The 19,354-nt window shown below is 48.0% G+C and carries 19 protein-coding genes; 1 reads left to right on the forward strand and 18 read right to left on the reverse strand.

Going from position 1 to position 19,354, the window contains the following annotated elements:
* Nucleotides 1–157: 157 nt before the first annotated feature.
* Nucleotides 158–346, forward strand: coding sequence for a 50S ribosomal protein L28 (gene rpmB / locus NST38_RS20505; protein ID WP_017687459.1), 189 nt, complete (start codon nt 158–160; stop codon nt 344–346).
* A 193-nt stretch (nt 347–539) separates the two neighbouring features.
* Here the strand turns inward: rpmB and spoVM are convergent, their stop codons facing one another.
* From spoVM to dapF, 18 genes are all read right to left on the reverse strand, one after another.
* Nucleotides 540–620 (reverse strand): stage V sporulation protein SpoVM, encoded by an 81-nt coding sequence (spoVM, locus tag NST38_RS20510; RefSeq protein WP_019424875.1) that lies wholly within the window; start codon nt 618–620, stop codon nt 540–542.
* 167 nt (nt 621–787) lie between these two features.
* Nucleotides 788–1,039: a hypothetical protein gene (locus NST38_RS20515; RefSeq protein ID WP_047843680.1), complete on the reverse strand. Its 252-nt coding sequence runs from the start codon at nt 1,037–1,039 to the stop codon at nt 788–790.
* A 3-nt stretch (nt 1,040–1,042) separates the two neighbouring features.
* A complete protein-coding gene (rpe, locus tag NST38_RS20520; RefSeq protein WP_017687456.1) occupies nt 1,043–1,702 on the reverse strand; it encodes a ribulose-phosphate 3-epimerase in 660 nt (219 codons plus the stop codon).
* Between the two features lies 1 nt (nt 1,703).
* Nucleotides 1,704–2,612, reverse strand: coding sequence for a ribosome small subunit-dependent GTPase A (gene rsgA, locus NST38_RS20525; protein ID WP_076250885.1), 909 nt, complete (start codon nt 2,610–2,612; stop codon nt 1,704–1,706).
* 61 nt (nt 2,613–2,673) lie between these two features.
* Nucleotides 2,674–4,884 (reverse strand): Stk1 family PASTA domain-containing Ser/Thr kinase, encoded by a 2,211-nt coding sequence (gene pknB, locus NST38_RS20530; protein WP_076250883.1) that lies wholly within the window; start codon nt 4,882–4,884, stop codon nt 2,674–2,676.
* Nucleotides 4,881–5,657, reverse strand: a complete 777-nt coding sequence (locus tag NST38_RS20535) for a Stp1/IreP family PP2C-type Ser/Thr phosphatase (RefSeq protein ID WP_036614606.1) — start codon at nt 5,655–5,657, stop codon at nt 4,881–4,883. The genes pknB and NST38_RS20535 overlap by 4 nt, the downstream gene beginning before the upstream one ends.
* Before the next feature lie 7 nt (nt 5,658–5,664).
* Complete coding sequence (gene rlmN / locus NST38_RS20540; protein ID WP_036614609.1) at nt 5,665–6,705, reverse strand: 23S rRNA (adenine(2503)-C(2))-methyltransferase RlmN; 1,041 nt, start codon at nt 6,703–6,705, stop codon at nt 5,665–5,667.
* A 252-nt stretch (nt 6,706–6,957) separates the two neighbouring features.
* Entirely contained in the window at nt 6,958–8,436 is a 1,479-nt protein-coding gene (gene rsmB, locus NST38_RS20545; protein ID WP_083684417.1) for a 16S rRNA (cytosine(967)-C(5))-methyltransferase RsmB, read from the reverse strand.
* Nucleotides 8,433–9,386, reverse strand: a complete 954-nt coding sequence (gene fmt, locus NST38_RS20550) for a methionyl-tRNA formyltransferase (protein WP_076250881.1) — start codon at nt 9,384–9,386, stop codon at nt 8,433–8,435. The genes rsmB and fmt overlap by 4 nt, the downstream gene beginning before the upstream one ends.
* Before the next feature lie 12 nt (nt 9,387–9,398).
* The gene (gene def / locus NST38_RS20555) at nt 9,399–9,887 is read right to left on the reverse strand and encodes a peptide deformylase (RefSeq protein ID WP_017687449.1); all 489 of its coding nucleotides are present in this window, start codon (nt 9,885–9,887) and stop codon (nt 9,399–9,401) included.
* Between the two features lie 116 nt (nt 9,888–10,003).
* Complete coding sequence (gene priA, locus NST38_RS20560) at nt 10,004–12,553, reverse strand: primosomal protein N' (protein ID WP_076250879.1); 2,550 nt, start codon at nt 12,551–12,553, stop codon at nt 10,004–10,006.
* 3 nt (nt 12,554–12,556) lie between these two features.
* Nucleotides 12,557–13,792, reverse strand: coding sequence for a bifunctional phosphopantothenoylcysteine decarboxylase/phosphopantothenate--cysteine ligase CoaBC (coaBC, locus tag NST38_RS20565; RefSeq protein ID WP_076250877.1), 1,236 nt, complete (start codon nt 13,790–13,792; stop codon nt 12,557–12,559).
* A 300-nt stretch (nt 13,793–14,092) separates the two neighbouring features.
* Entirely contained in the window at nt 14,093–14,305 is a 213-nt protein-coding gene (rpoZ, locus tag NST38_RS20570; protein WP_036614619.1) for a DNA-directed RNA polymerase subunit omega, read from the reverse strand.
* Between the two features lie 157 nt (nt 14,306–14,462).
* Complete coding sequence (gene gmk / locus NST38_RS20575; RefSeq protein WP_017687445.1) at nt 14,463–15,035, reverse strand: guanylate kinase; 573 nt, start codon at nt 15,033–15,035, stop codon at nt 14,463–14,465.
* 13 nt (nt 15,036–15,048) lie between these two features.
* Complete coding sequence (remA, locus tag NST38_RS20580; protein WP_006209218.1) at nt 15,049–15,309, reverse strand: extracellular matrix/biofilm regulator RemA; 261 nt, start codon at nt 15,307–15,309, stop codon at nt 15,049–15,051.
* A 51-nt stretch (nt 15,310–15,360) separates the two neighbouring features.
* Nucleotides 15,361–16,260, reverse strand: coding sequence for a YicC/YloC family endoribonuclease (locus NST38_RS20585; RefSeq protein ID WP_341344043.1), 900 nt, complete (start codon nt 16,258–16,260; stop codon nt 15,361–15,363).
* Between the two features lie 19 nt (nt 16,261–16,279).
* Nucleotides 16,280–18,169 (reverse strand): bifunctional homocysteine S-methyltransferase/methylenetetrahydrofolate reductase, encoded by a 1,890-nt coding sequence (locus NST38_RS20590; protein WP_076250873.1) that lies wholly within the window; start codon nt 18,167–18,169, stop codon nt 16,280–16,282.
* Between the two features lie 214 nt (nt 18,170–18,383).
* Nucleotides 18,384–19,217 carry a diaminopimelate epimerase gene (gene dapF, locus NST38_RS20595; protein WP_076251213.1) on the reverse strand — a complete coding sequence of 278 codons (834 nt, stop codon included), beginning with the start codon at nt 19,215–19,217 and terminating at the stop codon, nt 18,384–18,386.
* Between the last annotated feature and the right edge of the window lie 137 nt (nt 19,218–19,354).

The following is a 19,354-nucleotide window of genomic DNA, read 5'->3' on the forward strand; positions in this document are numbered from 1 at the left end:
GGTTAAGTAATGGAAATGATCCGGTTCATGCCGGCTTAAACAACGCCATTAGCTACTGAAACCTGATCTTTATGATCAGGAAGAACAATTTAGTCCTTATGGAATGACTTTTCGTTTCTGAAGGCAACTGGTTATTTTAGGATAGGAGGTGTAATCTATGTCTCGCAAATGTTATGTGACAGGTAAGAAACCGGGCACCGGTAACCACGTATCCCACGCTAACAACCGTAACCGTCGTACTTGGGGCGTAAACGTTCAGAAGGTCCGCATTCTCGTTGACGGCAAACCAAAACGTGTATACGTAAGCACCCGTGCACTGAAAGCCGGTAAAGTGACTCGCGTATAATCACGCAAAGCTACTATAAATCGGGTAAGCAAAAAGCACCTTGTTCCTTGCAGGTGCTTTTTTGGTATTCAAAAAAGGGATTCTTGAATACGCTCATTAACATGTGAATGGCCGCCGCATGGCGCTTCGCAGGTACGAATTCCAGATAAGCCTGAGCCAAAGCGGCGGTATCCCTGTTACCTTATCAATCGGATCAGTTCTTTTGAAACGTATTAAGAATCGCCTTTACAAACCCTCCCAAAAACTTCGGCAGTTTGAATGTGTAAAATTTCATAATTCACCCTCCCCATCATGCTCATGCGTCCGCCGTATCCTATGCTTCAGGCCTTCTTTACCTCAAACACGACAAAAAAGGCTACATGAGAAACCTGCTCATGTAACCATATTTATGCGGAACCTTCGATCCCTATTCCACAATGACAAGCCCGAAGATCAGGTCATTTACGTTTGGGCAGGAATATATTGATAGGCAGCGATCATGAAAACACTCAGTAAATAATACAGTATGCCGAAAATGACAAAAGTAACCCGATGTCCCGTACGATCAAATTTGCGGAAATACATAATAACAACGCCTACCCCGATTAATGACGTAATAGCATTAAACGGGGATTGAATAACCGCAAACAAAGCAAGCACAAGTCCCGTCACGAGACTCGCAGCCATCGTCCACAGTGTCTCCTTGAGGGTCATAGATCAGCCTCCGTAGCTACGGCGAATTTCAGTAATCGCGGCAGCGCGATCCTCACGGCCAAATACGGCACTCCCAGCAACGAGCACATCTGCTCCAGCTTCCACCACAAGCGGGGCTGTATCGGCAGCAATTCCGCCATCTACTTCGATATGTACATCATGGCGTCCCTTTTCGTTCAACCAGGTACGAATCTGCTTGATTTTGTTCATCGTACCCGAGATAAATGCCTGTCCGCCAAAGCCAGGATTGACCGTCATGACAAGAACCATATCCACATCATCCAGAACTTCGAGAATGGCAGACGCTGGCGTTCCTGGATTAAGGGCAACTCCTGCTTTCACTCCTTGCTCCTTAATTAAATGAATAACGCGGTGCAAATGCACACAAGCCTCAGCATGAACGGTAATTACCGCTGCACCCGCTTTGGCAAATTCCTCAACATAACGCTCCGGATTCTCAATCATCAAATGCACATCGAGCGGCAAGCTTGTATGTGGAGCGATTGCCTTCACAATCGCAGGTCCAAGCGTAATATTAGGGACGAAATGGCCGTCCATAACGTCAACATGAATCCAGTCTCCTCCTGCAGCTTGGGCTTCTGCAACTTCCGCACCAAGGCGGGCAAAATCAGCTGATAATATCGATGGGGCAATTTTAATCATGTTAATACCTCCGCTTCTTATCTTTCATTTCGTTCAGGAACAGCACATAGTGCTGATATCGGCTTTCGGAGATCAGACCTTCCTCCTTGGCCGCAAGCACACGACAGCCTGGTTCATGTGTATGGGTACAACCTCGGAATTTGCACTGATCTGCATACTGGGCGAATTCCCGGAAACAAGTGGAGAGTTCCTCCACACCGATCTCCAGAAAGTCCAGTTGGCTGAATCCTGGCGTATCCGCAACAAATCCACCATTATCCAACGGAATAAGCTCCACGTGCCTGGTGGTGTGTTTCCCTCGTCCTAGACGCATGCTGATCGCATTTGTCTCCAGCGTCAGGCCCGGCATCAATGCATTTAACATCGAAGACTTGCCTACACCGGATTGTCCGGAGAATACGCTGATCTTACCAGCCAGACGGTCTCTGAGCAATTCACTGCCTTCACCGGTACGTGAACTTGTGGAGATCACCTCATAACCAACCTGTTCATACAATGCTTTCACTTCAGCAACAGTGTCTTTGGATGGATCAGCCAAATCCAGTTTGGTCAACACAATGAGTGCATCCAGCCCCGCCTGTTCGATGTGAACAAGGAACTTGTCCAACAGGTTCAGGTTCATATCCGGTTCCTTCACAGAGAACACAAGAACAGCCAAACTTACATTGGCTACAGGAGGACGGATAAGTTCCGTCTCACGCTTCCGAATTTCATCAACCGTTCCTTCTCCATTCTCAGTCAACATGTAGCTGACGCGATCACCTACAAGCGGTGATGTTCCCCGCTTTCTGAAGATACCTCTGGCTCGACATTGAACGGCGGAACCTTCAACCGAAGGAACCCCGTTGTCTTCCACTGGCATGACATAATAGTAACCGCTTAGCGCTTTAACGATGATACCTTCTGGCATAGCTCCGACGCCCTCCTTTAGATGGTGGTACATTTACTCCAGACGCCAGCATAAGCCGCCCTTATGGACGGCTTGATGCGTTAATGACTTCCTTTTTCTTCTCTTTTTCCTTGCCGTGCCCCTTACCATTATTCATGGCAGAAGTGTCCTCATCTACGCTCTCACCCTCACCGTCTGCCGGTGTGGACTCAGGTTCACCTTCCTGATTGGAATCAACACTTCCCTCATCCACGCTACCTTCACCTGGATCAGGCTCATTTTCTGGCGGCGTCTCAGTGCTTTGTTCCGGGTCAATGGAAGGTACGTTTACTGTTCCGTTTTTGGCTTCACTGTAGGAGACAAGATACGTATCCAGGAACTGTCCATCACGATAGACGGACACAGCCCCATTTTCATTTGGAGCGAGTACAAGTGGAATGGTCAAGATCTGGGTTGAGTTCACGGTGCGAGTTCCCCATTCCTGATTCTTGCCACGTGCATCTTCATATGTGATACGGATTTTACTGTTTTTGCCCTCTTCTTTGGGTGATACATTGATATCAAAAGGATATTGCAGCGCTTCAGGTGGATACCCTGTGCTGATAAAGATCGTAATCTTATCGCCAGGACTCACATCTGCGCCCGCTTCCACAGGCCATTGCTGCGTCACTTTGCCCTTTTCTACCGTATAACTTTGTTCTTCCTGTACCTGAGCAAGCTCAAGTCCAGCAGATTTAAGTTTTTCTTCGGCTTCACTGCGGGTAAGATTTTTCAGATCAGGCATTTTGACCGTTTCAGTGCCTTTACTTACGGTTAACTCAATCTGAACTGTCTCTGGATCAAATTCCTCATTGACACCCGGTGTCTGGGAAATAACAGAACCTGAAGCCACATCATTGGAGAAGTCATCTTTCCGCTGAATCTGATCTTCCTTAATGCCAAGCGCAGTCAACTTCTTGACAGCCTCATCATAAGTTTCTTGTTTGACATCAATCATCTTCACCAGTTCTTTTTCTGCACCAACACTGATCTGGACTTCGGAGCCTTCTTTGACAACATCGCCTTCTTTTCTGCTCTGGTCAAACACAATACCGGGTTCGACACCTTCCTGGTACAGACGGATGACCTCATCACTGACGACGAGTCCTTTCTCCTCAAGCATTTCCCGAGCCTTTTCTTCAGTCTGGGTGATCACGTTAGGTACGGTAACTTCAGGTACAACCAACATACCCTTGACATACCATACAACACCCACCATGGCGATTAGAATAAGAACGGTTAATGAAATGAGTAGAGCTGGCTTCTTCCAGCTCTTCGATTTCGCTTTACCCTTGCCAGTTTCTTCGTCAGACTCCATCACAGGCACCGCACCCGTCGATGTAACTCCACGCGGTTCAGGCTTGATCGCTGGCATTACGCGAGTCTGGTCTATATCATCCTCATCCGGAAAATCAATCTTCGTTTCATTTCGTCTCTCCGGCATCAGGCAAGTTTCCAGATCGGTCTGCATTTCTTTGGCCGACTGATAACGTTCCTGCGGATTTTTACGCATGGATTTTAAGATGACATTTTCCACACTTTGCGGAATCAATGGATTGAATTTGCGTGGTTCATCGAACTCTTCCTGCAAATGCTTCAATGCCACACTGATTGGACTTTCACCCAGAAACGGAAGTTGCCCGGTAAGCATTTGGTAAAGTACGATCCCAAGAGAATATAAGTCCGATTTTTCACCAGTAACGATGCCTTTGGCATGCTCTGGTGAGAAGTAATGTACAGAACCAACTACGGAACCGGTCTGCGTAATCGTTGTAGATGTAACCGCACGGGCAATCCCGAAATCCGTTACTTTCACACGGCCATTCCGGCCAATTAATATATTGTGGGGTTTGATATCCCGATGAATGATTTGATTATGATGTGCATGATCAAGAGCATCTGCAATCTGGGAAGCGATTCGCACCGATTCGTCCACCTGCAGAGGGGCACGTTCTTTGATAATTTCATTCAGGTTTTTGCCTTCCACATACTCCATGACAATATAATGAACGTCATCTTCCTGCCCCACGTCATAAATGCTGACTACATTCGGATGAGACAGCGATGCTGCCGACTGTGCTTCCCTGCGGAAACGGCGAATAAACTCTTCGTCATGCACAAACTGTTGTCTAAGAACTTTGATCGCTACATTCCGGTTCAACAGAAGATCCTGGGCTTTGTACACAAGAGCCATGCCGCCACCACCGACACGCTCAATCACTTCATAGCGTCCGCCTAGCTGGTGCCCAATCATGACTCACACCCCGTTTCCGTATCCACGGAACCTTCCCTCTGCAACTCGAACAAAGCAACCGTGATGTTGTCGTCTCCCCCAGCAAGTAAAGCCAACTGAAGCAGTCGGTCTGCACGATCTTCCAATGCCAGTTCCAGATTGCCGGCAACCTGAATAATCTGCTCATTGCTGACCAGGTTACTGAGACCATCACTGCACAGGAGAAGAACTTCGCCTTCCTCCAGCTTGACGGTATCCAGATCTACCTTCACCTCGGCATCTGTTCCAAGCGCACGAGTTAGTACGTTGCGACGTGGATGATGGGACACATCCTCTTTGCTAATCTGACCATTTTTGAACAATTCATTCACCAGTGTATGGTCCTCGGTTAGCTGGATCACAGCTTTGTTCGCAATTTTGTAGGCTCTGCTATCACCGATGTGTCCAATAACACCTTCCGTATCGTTCAATAAAGCCGCAACTACCGTTGTTCCCATGTTGTGATACTTGTCATCTGTTGATGCCGTGCGGAAGATAACTTCGTTGGCATGCAAAATAGCATCGCTGAGAGCCGCAGACAGAGACGCATGTGACAGACCTGGTTCCAGTGTTCCCAGATCTTTCACCAACGTCTCTACTGCCAAGCGGCTTGCCGTATCCCCTGCAAGATGTCCACCCATGCCATCGGCAACAATACCCAGAATATATCCTGTATCGAGATTACGAATCCAGGCTGAATCTTCATTCACCGAACGCACTCGTCCGATATGGCTCACATGAACTGTTTTGATCAAAACGTTCTCACCTCAACTCCATATGCTTTGCACGAAGCTGACCGCAAGCGGCAGCAATATCATGTCCCTGTTCACGACGAATGGTTACATTAACACCCTGTTCCGAGAGAATCTTCTGAAAATTGAAAATGTCGCTTCTCGATGTTCTTACATATTTGCGTTCAGGTACATGGTTAACCGGAATCAGATTCACGTGGCACAACATGTTCTTAAGCACACTTGCCAGTTCTGCTGCATGCTCTGGCTGATCGTTTACCCCACCAATAAGTGCATACTCGAACGTAATTCTCCGACCTGTTTTGGCCAGATAATAACGAAGGGACTCCATCACGTCTTCAAAAGGAAAACGACGGTTAACCGGCATCAATTTCGAACGCAGTGCATCATTTGGTGCATGGATCGAAATGGCGAGGTTAATCTGTGTATCTTCATCTGCAAACTTGTAGATGTTCGGAACGATTCCGCTCGTGGATACCGTGATGTGACGCTGACCGATGTTCAGCCCTTTTTCATGAATCATAATGCGCAGGAAAGTCATCGTAGCTTCATAGTTTTCAAAAGGTTCACCCGAACCCATGATCACGATGCTGCTGACACGCTCGCCCCGTTCATCCAGAATTTTCTGAGCCTGCACAACCTGTGCAACAATCTCCCCAGCCGTAAGGTTACGCTTGAGACCACCCAATGTGGATGCACAGAACGTACAACCAATACGACAACCAACCTGTGTGGTTACACAGATGCTGTTCCCGTAGTTATGCTTCATGATTACTGTCTCAATGGCATGATCATCATGAAGACCAAAGAGGAATTTAACCGTTCCATCCTTGGATTCAAACTTGGTAATTTCCTTAAGCGTTACAAATTCAAATTGCTCTGTCAGTTTTTCACGCAATGGCTTGGACAGATTGGTCATTTCACTGAAATCATTCACGCGTTTTACATAAATCCAGTCAAAGATTTGGCCACCGCGAAACGCCGGCTCCCCATTCTCCACAGCCCATTGCTGCAGTTGTTCCAGAGAATAATCATATATAAAAGGTTTCATTTTGTTGTCAACACCTATTCCTTCTTTTCTTTTCGTTGGCTTCCTTCTTTTCGTTCCATTCGTCCTATTCTATCACAAAGACCACGTTACATCCATGTATACCCTTGATATCTGTACTTCATGCATTATAACATCTCAATGCCGCCATCGCACCCTGTCACCACATTCTCTGACAATTATATCGAAGTCCCATCACAAAGAAATCCGCCGAAGTTCCCCTCGGCGGTCATACTTCCGTGCTCTATTAAACTGTTATTCCACTGTTTTTGTCAACCGTGCGATGAAAAATCCGTCACTGTGAGCGTATTGTGGCAAAATCTGAATACCACCGTTCACAACCTTCAAGTTCGCTGTCTCCGATTCAGACCAGACGGATGCTTCTGCTGGGCTGTATTCCGGATGTCGATTCAAGAAGTCTGCAACCATATCCTCATTCTCAGCAGGCTCAATCGTACACGTGCTATACACCAGAATACCACCTGGTTTTAACAACGGCGCAACCTGATCAAGCAATTCACGTTGCAAGCCTGCGATATCTTCGATATCTTTTACGGTTTTGGTCCATTTCACATCAGGCTTGCGGCGAATAACACCCAGACCTGAACATGGTGCATCCAGCAAAATGCGGTCAAACGACGCTTCCGGGTACCGTTCATTCAGGTCTAGTGCATCTCCAGTTACAGCATCGATACAAGTCAGACCGAGACGCTCCGCCTGATCCAGGATCAGCTGGCGCTTGTGAGCATGTACATCATTCGCGACAATACGACCGCGATCCTGCATTTTCTCAGCCATATGAGCTGTTTTACCACCTGGAGCTGCGCAGCAATCCAATACAAGTTGGTCTACTTCTGGCGCAACTGCTTCAGCGACAAGCATGGAACTTTCGTCCTGTACAGAGAACAACCCGTCCCGATACCAGGACGTTAGAGCCATGTTTCCGCCACTACGTACAAGAATTCCATCGGAACTCAGCTGAGAAGCTTCAACGACTGCACCTGTACTGGTCATCTCATGCATCAGTTTCTCCCGTGTGGTCATTGTTGTGTTGACCCGGACACTCACCGCTGGCGGCTCATTATTCGCACGACAGATCGCTTCCGCTGTCTCTTCGCCGTACTGGGCAATCCAGCGTTCAACCATCCATAACGGGTGGGAATGCTCCAGTGAAATACGTTCTGCAGCGGACAGATGTTCTGGAATACGAAGTTCATCCCGATTGCGGATCATATTGCGGAGCACTCCATTCACCATACCCGAGATTCCCTGATGGCCCAGTTTCTTCGCCAGATTAACCGCTTCGCTCACCACGGCATGCTCCGGAATACGATCCAGGTATATCATCTGATAGACGCTGATTCGCAGCAGGCTACGAACCCATGGTTGCAGTTTGGATACTCCTTTGGCGACGTAACGTTCCAGAAAATAATCAAGTGTATTCAATCTGGCGATTGTTCCATACACCAATTCGGTAGCTAGTCCAGCATCTGCGGGGCTTAAATCCGCCTCTTTCAGACGGCGGTTCAACTCCAGATTACTGTATGCTCCATCTTGCTCAACAGCACTCAGAACCTTGACTGCCAATGTACGAGCAGATGTTTTGGGTTGCTGGGAGCGCGATGCACCACCCGATTTACCCGAATTCGAACGCCGGTTTCCTTCACGTCCGGATGAATTTCCATTAGCTTTCTGGCCTTTTCCTGACGAACGACCTGGTATGTTATCGCTCATCGCAGCACCGTTCCAGGTTTCAGTGTACCACCGCGAGCAAAGTCAGCGGCCTGCATCACCTTTTTACCTGCTGGCTGCACTTCAGTCAACCACAGAGACCCATTGCCTGTGCGGACTTCAATCCCTGCCTTGTTCAATTGCAGCACCGTTCCAGGCTCTGCTTGTCCAGCATCCGAAGAAGTTGCCAGGTCCACCTGATCGGGATTAGCCGCAGCCCAGACTTTGAAGACCTGATCATCCCACATCGTAAATGCACCGGAGAACGGCACAAGACCACGAATCTGATTGAACAGTTCACGTGAAGTACGACTCCAGTCCATTTTCTCGTCATCCCGAGTCAGATTGCGAGCATATGAAGCCTCGGCATCATCCTGAGGGACCGCTGTTGTCTCGCCTGCAATCAATCGTGGCATTTCTGCCTGAAGCAGTTTGGAACCAGCCTCACTTAATTTATCAAACATCGATCCTGATGTATCTTCATCCGTAATTGGCAGTTCCACACGCGAGATCATATCTCCGGTGTCCAAGCCTTCAGCCATATACATCAATGTGACTCCTGTCACGGATTCCCCGTTAATAATGGAACGTTGGATCGGGGCTCCTCCCCGATATTTTGGCAAAAGAGATCCATGCACGTTCACACAACCGCGAACAGGCATATCCAGCACGGCTTTGGGCAGAATCTGTCCAAAGGCCGCGGTTACGATCAGATCCGGCTTCCATTCAGCCAAGCGGGCTACCGCTTCCGGATCACGCAATTTAACAGGTTGAAACACCGGCAGACCGTGGCGTTCTGCCGCGGCCTTAACCGGTGTTGGCGTAAGTACTTTTTTGCGTCCCTGTGGTTTATCAGGCTGAGTCACCACACCCACCACATTGTATCCCTCTGCCATCAGCATATCGAGAGAAGGAACTGCAAATTCAGGTGTTCCCATAAAAACAATATTCAAATCGATCACTCCTTAATTACGACGCGGTCCCGTTTGATCGGCTGCAATTTCGTACACTTTCTCGGCGACATCCGTAAAGAGTACGCCATCCAGATGATCAATCTCATGCTGGAATGCACGGGACAGCAAGCCACTACCCGTAATAATCAGCTCTTTACCTTCACGATCCAGACCTTTAACTGTAACGGTCTCGAAACGGCGAACATCACCATTAATTCCAGGGATACTCAGACAACCTTCAGGTCCAAATTGTTCTCCCTCACTTGCAATGATCTCCGGGTTAATCATCTTGATCAGCCCTTGCTCATCACCTGCGTCGATAACAATCAGACGTTTCAAAATACCGACCTGTGGCGCAGCAAGACCCACACCTTCCGCATCGTACATGGTATCAGCCATATCATCCAGCAATTTTTGTACATTTGGTGTAATTTTGGTTACTTCTTTGGCTCTCTTGTGGAGCACCTCATCTGGTTCTTGCACGATAATGCGAATCGACATGTTGTAAGCACCTTCCTAATCCTCATCATAATTTCAGGACGATATCTGTATTTTTGGGGTATTCATTTTAATCTATGTTTATACCGCTTGTTTACATCCGCATTGCTGCAAAATGCTTACATTAACATTTGCGGGTCTACATCCAGACTAATAAGCAATTTTTGCGCCTGAACATCATCGTCCATGCGCCGGGCCGTAGCCAGAGCGAGTCCTATGGCGTCTACATCCCCCCGCCATTTTATCATACATTGGAATCTGTATCTATTCTTGATCCGAGGAATCGGAGACGCTACCGGCCCCAGTACATCAAAGGCATCATTGCTGAATCGATCCAGACTGCCGAGCCATCCAGCCGCATTAGCCTTCTCTTTCAGTATTCGCGTATAGTTCTCGGCAAGACGAATCAATACCGGAAGTTGCTCATGCGAAAAGGTCACCAGAATCAGGCGACAGTATGGCGGATATTGCAAATTGCGACGGTGCAGCAATTCCTCACGTACAAACGACACATAGTCATGCTGACTCGCATGGCCAATGGAGTAGTGTTCCGGCGTATAGGACTGAACAAACACCTCACCAGGCAATTGGTGCCGACCCGCTCGGCCAGCTACCTGTGTTAGCAACTGAAACGTTTTTTCCGCAGCACGGAAATCAGGTAAATTCAACGCTGAGTCCGCTGTTATCACGCCAACCAGGGTTACATCCGGGAAATCAAGACCCTTCGCAACCATCTGGGTGCCCAGCAATACATCCGCCTTTTTCTCACGAAACTGTTTCAGTAGCTTCTCGTGAGCCCCTTTTTCCGTTGTTGTATCCACATCCATCCGAATGACCCGAATACCCGGGAAGAGCTTGGCAAGCTCTTCCTCGACTCGCTGTGTACCTGTACCAAAGTATCGAATATGCTCACTTCCACAGTCCGGACACACTTCCGGAGCCGCTTCCGCATACCCGCAGTAATGACAACGGAGATTATTCGAGCGCTGATGATACGTCAATGAAATATCACATTCAGGACAACCTGCCACATATCCACAACTTCGGCACATAACAAAGGTCGAATACCCACGGCGATTCAGCAGAAGCACCGTCTGTTCACCACGTTCCAAGCGTTCCTCCAGCCCTTTGTGCAAAGCCCTGCTGAACATGGAGCGGTTGCCATCCTTCAACTCTTCACGCATATCAACGATCCGCACTTCAGGCAGCTTGTTACCCAGTGCCCGCGTTGGCATCTCCAGCAAGAGTGGTGCAAAATCATCATTACTCTGCGAGCGTGCTGCATAATAACTTTCCAGCGAAGGTGTCGCTGAACCCAGAACAACCACCGCCTGATGCTGCTGTGCTCTTTTTACCGCCACATCACGGGCATGATATTTCGGAGTTTCCTCCTGTTTGTAGGAAGTCTCGTGTTCTTCATCCATAATGATCAACCCAAGCCGACTGAATGGAGCAAATACAGCTGAACGTGCCCCAATTGCAACCTTTACCTGACCCTCACGAATCTTGCGCCATTCATCATAACGTTCACCGCCAGACAGACGACTGTGCATAACAGCAACTTGGTCCCCAAATCGCCCTTTAAAACGTTCTACCATCTGTGGTGTGAGCGCAATCTCGGGCACCAGTACGATAGCCTGCCGATCCTGTTCGATGCATTGTTGAATGGTTTGAAGATAGACTTCCGTCTTGCCACTTCCCGTAACACCATGTAACAAAAACACCCCATGGCGTTGTTCCTGCAATCGGCCATTGATATTGTCGTAGACAAGTTTTTGCTCATCGGTCAGAACCAGCGGTTCAGTCGCTTTGAACGTCCTGCCCTGATACGGGTCACGGAAGACCTCAACGTCCTCGGTGACGATTAGTCCCTTTTCCTCAAGCCCTTTAATCGTCGCGGCCGATACCTGTAGTGTAGATAACACTTCTTTCATCGGCATGGGCAGCAGTTCTTTCATTTCCAGCAAAAAAGCCAGAATCTCCTTCTGCCGCTGTGCTTTCGCCGGGAATGAAGCAAGTGCTTCCTGAGCAGCAGCAATATCTACAGCCAGATCAACGGACTTCATCGTTTTTTTATTTAACTTGTCCTTGATGGCCTGACTTTCCAGCAGTACACCACCAAGCAATAATTTCTTAATTAGTGCAGCATGATTGGGATATTTTCGACTCAGTTGTTGCAGCGGTACCTGACCCCGACTTTTGACAAAATGGATGATATCCTGCTGTACTTTCTCAGTCGTAGACTCTTCTCCCCAAACAAATAACACCTCATCATCCGGTTGTGCACCCGCCATCTGTCCATCAAGTGCATCTCCCAGCGAGATGTATCGCTCTGCTTTCCCTTTCAATGCCGTCGGCACCATGACCTGCAATGACAAAATCCGGTTACTGGCATAACGTCCACTCATCCATTCGGCCAACTCAACCAAATCCTTTGACAACGGGGGAACAATGTCCAGTAACTCCTGAATCTGCTTAAGCTTGAATGTTTCCTCTCCGGTACGCGGCACAAGATCAATCACGAATCCCTGCACCGTCCGATGACCAAAAGGCACACCCACCCGGCTGCCAATCTCGATCCATTCTCTCATCGATTCAGGTACCAGGTAATCAAACGGCCGATCTGTTTCCTTAACGGGAACATCGACTATGACCTTGGCAATCTCCATATCCTAATTCCTCCCGGCAATGCGCTCCGCCGCAATCTGGAGCAACCGATGAGCCACATCGTCCTTGGCCATCACTGGAAGCTCCTCCACCAAACCTTCCCGGTCATAGATATGTACCGCGTTGGTGTCTGTTCCAAATCCTGCACCCGTGCGGGTTACATCATTGGCTACGATCAGATCACAGTTTTTCCGTTCCAATTTCTCACGTGCATACATCTCAACTGACTGAGTCTCCGCAGCAAAACCAATCAAAAATTGATGGGTTTTCTGTTTGCCCAGTGTTTCAAGAATATCTATATTTTTAATAAGTTCGAGCGACAGCGTGTCGCCTTTCTTCTTGATCTTCTCGGTATAAACTTCCTTTGGACGATAATCGGCAACTGCCGCCGCCTTAACCACGATATCAGCATCGTCCCACTCGCGTGTTACCGCTTCATACATATCCTGTGCAGACTGTACAGGGATCAACTCAACGTTCTCCGGTGGCTTGGCTTGGGTACTGCCCATAACCAATCTCACATCTGCCCCCAGATCACGCGCAGCTGCGGCTATGGCAAATCCCATTTTGCCAGATGAATCGTTCGTAATGTATCGTACTGGATCAATGCGCTCAATCGTACCTCCAGCCGTAACGACAACCTTCTTGCCTTGTAACAATGAAGCTTGTCCCTGCCGACTAATGTCTGCAGATTCTTTCTGTTCAAAGAAACGTTCTACCACATCCACAATGCTCTCCGGTTCTTCCAGACGTCCCTTGCCCACATATCCACACGCAAGCAGACCTTCACCCGGTTCGATCATCATGGCGCCCCGTTCAACAAGCAGGTTCATATTATGCTTTACAGCTGGATGATCATACATATGTACATTCATCGCTGGAGCAATCATGACAGGGGCTGTCGTCGCAAGAAGAGTTGTTGAGAGCATATCATCTGCCATGCCATGCGCCATCTTGGCAATCACATTGGCTGTTGCCGGAGCAACCAGAACAAGATCAGCCAGATCGGCCAGATGAATATGAGATACGACTGCCGGTTCACGCTCATCAAATGTATCCGTATATACGGTGTTTCGGGTCAACGTTTGCAGCGTCAATTCGGTAATAAACTGTGTAGCGGAAGCTGTCATGATCACATGAACATCCGCTCCCTTTTGCACCAGTCTGCTGCATAATGTTGCCGCTTTGTAAGCGGCTATGCCGCCAGTCACACCAAGCACGATTTTTTTACCGTTCAACATGTTTATTTCCCCCGATATTTATACGACGTCTAGGGCGCGTCTGAAAACTCCGAAGGAAGCAGATTTTCCCGAATTTTCGTTCCAAGCAAGGAAGTTTTCCGCAGGCGTGCCGGGGCACGTCAAGGGAAAGTGACGCAGCAGGGGGCGAAAAGGCGGTAAAAGATGCACTTCAGCGAGTTTTGAGACACGTCCTAAGTAAGATTCCGTTAAAATATGATTATTCGTAAAAAAATAACAACCTCGCGGTTGTCAATTAATCCGGCTTGCGCCGTATGCAGTTGAAGAGCAGCCGCAGGCGGCTTACTCTTCTTCTTCGTCCTGTCCTTTGATGACAACGAGCAGGTCTCCATAGATTTCTTCCAGTGCAACGCCAACTTGTTTATGGGATCTTGCACCTCTTAAATCCGTTTTTTCACCTTCACGTAGCTGTCTAGCCCGGCGGGAAGCAGCAACAACAAGGGAATACTTGCTGTCGACTTTGTTCATCATTTCATCAATAGAAGGATACAGCATATTAACAAACACCTCTTCGCATTAGTATAATCACAAGTTGCCGCCTGACAGAACTGATGTGGCATGTCTTCACACCCGGGCATTCCGAGAAGGAGTGCTTCAGTATATGATATGACAACTGCCCCACTTATATCGCATTCTGCAGCGGCAAAAGGGATTATTTATTGATCTTACAATGTTCGGCGATTATGATGCTTTCTATTCTCTTGCACGCCAAATCAATTTCATCATTAACAACAGCGTAATCATACTGCTCCAGCAGACTGATCTCATCAACCGCCACGGACATCCGGTGATCAATGGTCGCTTGGCTTTCGGTACCACGGCCCTGAATGCGATCTTTCAGCTCGTCCAATGAAGGAGGAAGCAGGAAAACAAAGATCCCTTCCGGGAATTTCTCTTTCACTTTTAACGCGCCTTGAACCTCAATCTCCAGAATGATGTCGCGGCCTTCGTTAATCGTTTTCTCTACAAAATCACGCGGTGTTCCGTAATAATTACCAACATACTCCGCATGTTCCAACAATTGATCTTCAGCAATCATGTTCTGGAACTCTTCATGACTTCTGAAGAAATAGTTCACACCATGTTCTTCACCAAGACGAGGCTGACGGGTTGTTGCCGATACGGAATAGATCAATTCCGGCACCCGTTTGCGCAAAGCGCTGCATACAGTACCCTTCCCGACCCCAGATGGGCCGGACAACACTACCAGTAATCCCTTAGACATATTACACTCCATTTTATTCGTCGTTATCATCATCTTTCGAAGAAAGACGATGGGCGACCGTCTCAGGCTGAACTGCAGACAAAATGACATGATCGCTATCCGTAATAATTACGGCACGAGTACGTCTTCCGTACGTTGCATCAATCAGCATGTGACGATCTCTTGCCTCTTGTATAATTCTCTTGATCGGCGCCGATTCCGGACTCACGATGGATATAATCCGGTTCGCCGATACGATGTTACCGAATCCAATGTTAATGAGTTTGATTGCCATAATCAGGTTCTTCCCCCTATACATGCGACTCTTTTGCCGAAATGTGGCCGTTCATTCGATATTCGCAGCTTGCTCACGAATCTTCTCCAGCTCCGCCTTCATCTCGACAACACGATTCACCAGAGCCAAATGGTTGGCTTTTGATCCAATCGTATTGACTTCCCGATTCATCTCTTGAATTAGAAAGTCCAACTTACGACCTACGGGCTCATCACTCTTCAGCAGTTCCCTGCTCTGTCCAAAGTGACTCTGTAGACGCGTAAGCTCCTCTTCTATGTTAGAACGATCGGCAAACATTGCAATTTCCATACCCAATTTATGCTCATCAAAAGGGAAAGAGCCTTCTTCCTGCATTTCCGTAAGCCTTTGTCTTAGCTTGTTGCGATAATCACTTACCACAGTCGGTGCAAGATCAAGCATTTCGGTATGCAGTGACTCCAGACGGGTAATCCGCCGTTCCAGATCATTGGCCAGATGAAGACCCTCGCGAGCGCGCATCTGTTCAAGGCTGGACAGAGCCTCTTTCAATCCTTCCTGCAGAACTCGCTCCCATTCGTCCTTCTGCTCTTCGGGAATGGAACTTGTCCCATCCGAATGAACCATGACGTCCGGCAGCCCAAGCATATCCACAATACTTGGTTTGCCCTGCAATCCATATTGGGTCTCCAGTTGCTCTGCAGCCTGCAGATAGGCCCTGACAGTCTGTTCATTCAGAACAGCGGGAAGAGCCTGGTCTTCCTCTTTTTCTTTCATTACATAAACATCAATCCGCCCACGTTTCAAACGACTCTGTACGATCCTCCTCAAACCGTCTTCATAATACGTCCACTCTCTTGGCAGACGCATCATCACTTCGCAATAACGATGATTAACAGATTTGATCTCTAATTGTACTTTATAGCCGCCAAAATGAAAGGCGGATTGACCGTATCCGGTCATACTGAATGACATCGGCATCACATCCGTTTTACTATTGTAATTGATTATTAGGGTTGAAACAAGTAGGACATTGATGCTCCGACTTCTCCCATACGTATTGAGTCAGTTCGGCCGTCATGCCGTAGAACATAAACGGTGTCATGAGATAGATGCCTTTGAAATGCGCTGTTGCTACGTCCAGCAGTTCTTTGGCAATTTTTACTCCCATCGCACGGCCTTCTTCGCCTTCCAGACCTGCCATACGGGAACGCACTTCATCCGAAAGCTGGATTCCGGGAACCTCGTTGTGCAGATACTCTGCATTCCGTCCACTCGCTAGCGGCATTACACCTACAAAAATGGGCACATCCAGATGTTTGGTCGCTTCGTGCATTGCTACAATCAACTCAGGATCATAGATCGGTTGTGTCATGATGTAATCAGCGCCAGAGGCAATTTTCTTCTCCAGACGTTGTACAGCTTTCTCCAAATATTTCACATTGGGATTAAATGCTGCTCCGATTACAAAACCAGCTTTTTGCTTCAGTGGTTTACCTGAGAAAGCTACTCCATCGTTCAACTGTTTGATCATGCGTATGATTTCAAAAGAAGTCAGATCGTATACCGAGCTCGAACCAGGCAGATCGCCAAATCTTGCAGGATCTCCTGTTACAGCCAGTACATGATTAATACTCAAAGCATCAAACCCCATCATGTGGGACTGCGTTCCAATCAGATTCCGGTCACGGCAGGCAATATGCACCAGTGGACGAAGGCCCGTGCGATCCTGAACGAGGTGACCCAGCGCCATGTTGCTCATGCGTGTAACCGCGAGTGAATTATCGGCCAGTGTCAGGGCATCGGCTCCGGCTGCTTTTAATGTCTCGGCACCTTTCATGAACTTGGCAATGTCCAAGTCACGTGGCGGGTCAAGTTCAACGATAACGGTGTGACGATGCTTGACCAGATCAACGATCGTAGGCTGTCCGCCACGTCCGGAACGCTCATCCACTTTTTCATGCAACACAATACGCGGTTTGGATTCTGACGGATCAGGCTCCAGAATAAGCGAAGGCACATAGTCAGCAAGCGCCTCTTTCATAGCGGTGATATGATCAGGTGTCGTACCACAGCAACCACCGATAATACGAGCGCCCAGTTCAGCAAATTGCACTGCCGTCTGACCAAAGTACTCCGGAGTCGCACCATAACGGAACTCACCATCTACATAATCTGCTGCACCCGCATTCGGGTAGACGGACATTGGAATACCAATTCGTCCCGAGACGGTTTCCATGGCACGCATAATCCCGTTTGGACCTGAGCGACAGTTAAAACCAATGACATCCGCGCCCTGCTCCCGCATAATCCGGAAGGCTTCAGGCATTGTATATCCGTCCAGTGTGTGTCCTACATCCTCTACCGCGAACTGTCCAATTACGGGCAGATCACTTAGCTTGCGCGCTTGCAAAAGGGCAATATCCATTTCCTCGATATCATAGAAGGTCTCAAGCAAAATGCCATCCACGCCTTCATCTAGCAGTGCAGAGATCTGTTGTTGATAAAAGCGTTTCAGTTCACTCGTTGACACGTTTGTCCGCTTGCCACCTCGAATGGAACCAACTGCACCAAGCACATAACCGGTATCTCCAGCTACCTCTTTGGCGATGCGTACGCCGGCACGGTTCACGTCCTCCACCTTGGACTCCAGACCGAACTTGGACAACTTGTCGTAATTGGCAGAATACGTATTTGTTTCAAATATTTCTGTACCTGCATCCCGATAACGGCGATGTACATCCGCCACTACTTCAGGTGAAATCAAGTTCAATTCTTCATATGAAATCCCCACCGGGAACCCCATTTGGTACAGAAATGTTCCCATGGCCCCATCTCCAACGAGAACCCGTTCCTGCATAACTTTGCGCAAATCCGCCTTCATCCCATTTCCCCCCGCCTAGCTGTGATCATTTACATACTAATGTAACACAAAAAACGCTAAAAAACGAAGAAAAACACAGGTTTTTAATGAGTATCCAGCTCATATGGACTTTCTTGCCATACAGCCCCCAATATGTCTCTGTACAGGAGACACGACCTATCCTTTTTGACAAAAAAAGAGGCCCGCAGGCCCCTTTGGTTAAACCTTTCACTTTTTATGAAGTGATTCCTTTAAAAACAACTTCAGCAGGTCCAGTCATGTACACATGATTGTCAGCTTCATTCCACTCAATGTGGAGATCCCCACCTTTGAGGCTGATGACTGCTGTACGATCTGTATGTCCATTCAGGACAGAGGATACCAGTGTCGCACAAGCTCCGGTTCCACAAGCTAGTGTTGGACCCGCTCCGCGTTCCCATACACGCATGTCCACATATCCACGGTCACGAACTGTGGCGAATTCCACATTGATTTTTTTTGGAAACATCGGATGCACTTCAAGAAGTGGTCCCCAAGTCGTGAGGTCAAAATTCACAGCGTCATCTACATAGATAACCGCATGCGGGTTACCCATGGATACGGCGGTGAATTTGAACGCATGTCCATTCGCTTCAATGTAGTGATCAACCACTGGGTTGGCATCCACCGTTGTAGGCACTTGAAGACCGTTCAGGATCGGCTCGCCCATATCGACACGAACAGTTTCCACTTTACCATCACGAATGTTGAGACTCACAGGTTGTACCCCTGCACCAATCGTTTCAATGGTGATCTGCTCCTGGCTCACGTGACCATGATCGTATACGTATTTGGATACACAGCGAATGGCATTACCGCACTGTTCTGCTTCCGAACCGTCCGAATTCATGATACGCATCTGAAAGTCCGCCTTCTCCGAAGGCAGTATATAAACCAGGCCGTCCGCACCGATGCCAAAGAAACGGTTGCACCATTTCACAGCCAACTCTGCCGCATCTGCCGGAAGCTCCTTTTCACCAAATACAACGATAAAATCGTTACCAAGTCCATGCATTTTCGTAAATTCCATAATCTTGCCCACTCCTTTTGGCAGTCTACTGCCAAAGCTATATTCTTGCTCTTCTACAGGATTACCATAGAAATTCATATTCAGCATTTACACAAAAAAGCTATCCTGCAAAATGCCAAAGCTTCCGCTTTGAATCA

Origin of the sequence: Paenibacillus sp. FSL H8-0104, from assembly GCF_038050215.1 — a bacterium.
Lineage (GTDB): Bacteria > Bacillota > Bacilli > Paenibacillales > Paenibacillaceae > Paenibacillus > Paenibacillus amylolyticus.

Coding starts and splice junctions, on each gene's coding strand:
- rpmB (WP_017687459.1), top strand. CDS start 158: ATGTCTCGCAAATGTTATGTGACAGGTAAGAAACCGGGCACCGGTAAC.
- spoVM (WP_019424875.1), bottom strand. CDS start 620: ATGAAATTTTACACATTCAAACTGCCGAAGTTTTTGGGAGGGTTTGTA.
- NST38_RS20515 (WP_047843680.1), bottom strand. CDS start 1,039: ATGACCCTCAAGGAGACACTGTGGACGATGGCTGCGAGTCTCGTGACG.
- rpe (WP_017687456.1), bottom strand. CDS start 1,702: ATGATTAAAATTGCCCCATCGATATTATCAGCTGATTTTGCCCGCCTT.
- rsgA (WP_076250885.1), bottom strand. CDS start 2,612: ATGCCAGAAGGTATCATCGTTAAAGCGCTAAGCGGTTACTATTATGTC.
- pknB (WP_076250883.1), bottom strand. CDS start 4,884: ATGATTGGGCACCAGCTAGGCGGACGCTATGAAGTGATTGAGCGTGTC.
- rlmN (WP_036614609.1), bottom strand. CDS start 6,705: ATGAAACCTTTTATATATGATTATTCTCTGGAACAACTGCAGCAATGG.
- rsmB (WP_083684417.1), bottom strand. CDS start 8,436: ATGAGCGATAACATACCAGGTCGTTCGTCAGGAAAAGGCCAGAAAGCT.
- def (WP_017687449.1), bottom strand. CDS start 9,887: ATGTCGATTCGCATTATCGTGCAAGAACCAGATGAGGTGCTCCACAAG.
- priA (WP_076250879.1), bottom strand. CDS start 12,553: ATGGAGATTGCCAAGGTCATAGTCGATGTTCCCGTTAAGGAAACAGAT.
- coaBC (WP_076250877.1), bottom strand. CDS start 13,792: ATGTTGAACGGTAAAAAAATCGTGCTTGGTGTGACTGGCGGCATAGCC.
- rpoZ (WP_036614619.1), bottom strand. CDS start 14,305: ATGCTGTATCCTTCTATTGATGAAATGATGAACAAAGTCGACAGCAAG.
- gmk (WP_017687445.1), bottom strand. CDS start 15,035: ATGTCTAAGGGATTACTGGTAGTGTTGTCCGGCCCATCTGGGGTCGGG.
- remA (WP_006209218.1), bottom strand. CDS start 15,309: ATGGCAATCAAACTCATTAACATTGGATTCGGTAACATCGTATCGGCG.
- NST38_RS20585 (WP_341344043.1), bottom strand. CDS start 16,260: ATGTCATTCAGTATGACCGGATACGGTCAATCCGCCTTTCATTTTGGC.
- NST38_RS20590 (WP_076250873.1), bottom strand. CDS start 18,169: ATGAAGGCGGATTTGCGCAAAGTTATGCAGGAACGGGTTCTCGTTGGA.
- dapF (WP_076251213.1), bottom strand. CDS start 19,217: ATGGAATTTACGAAAATGCATGGACTTGGTAACGATTTTATCGTTGTA.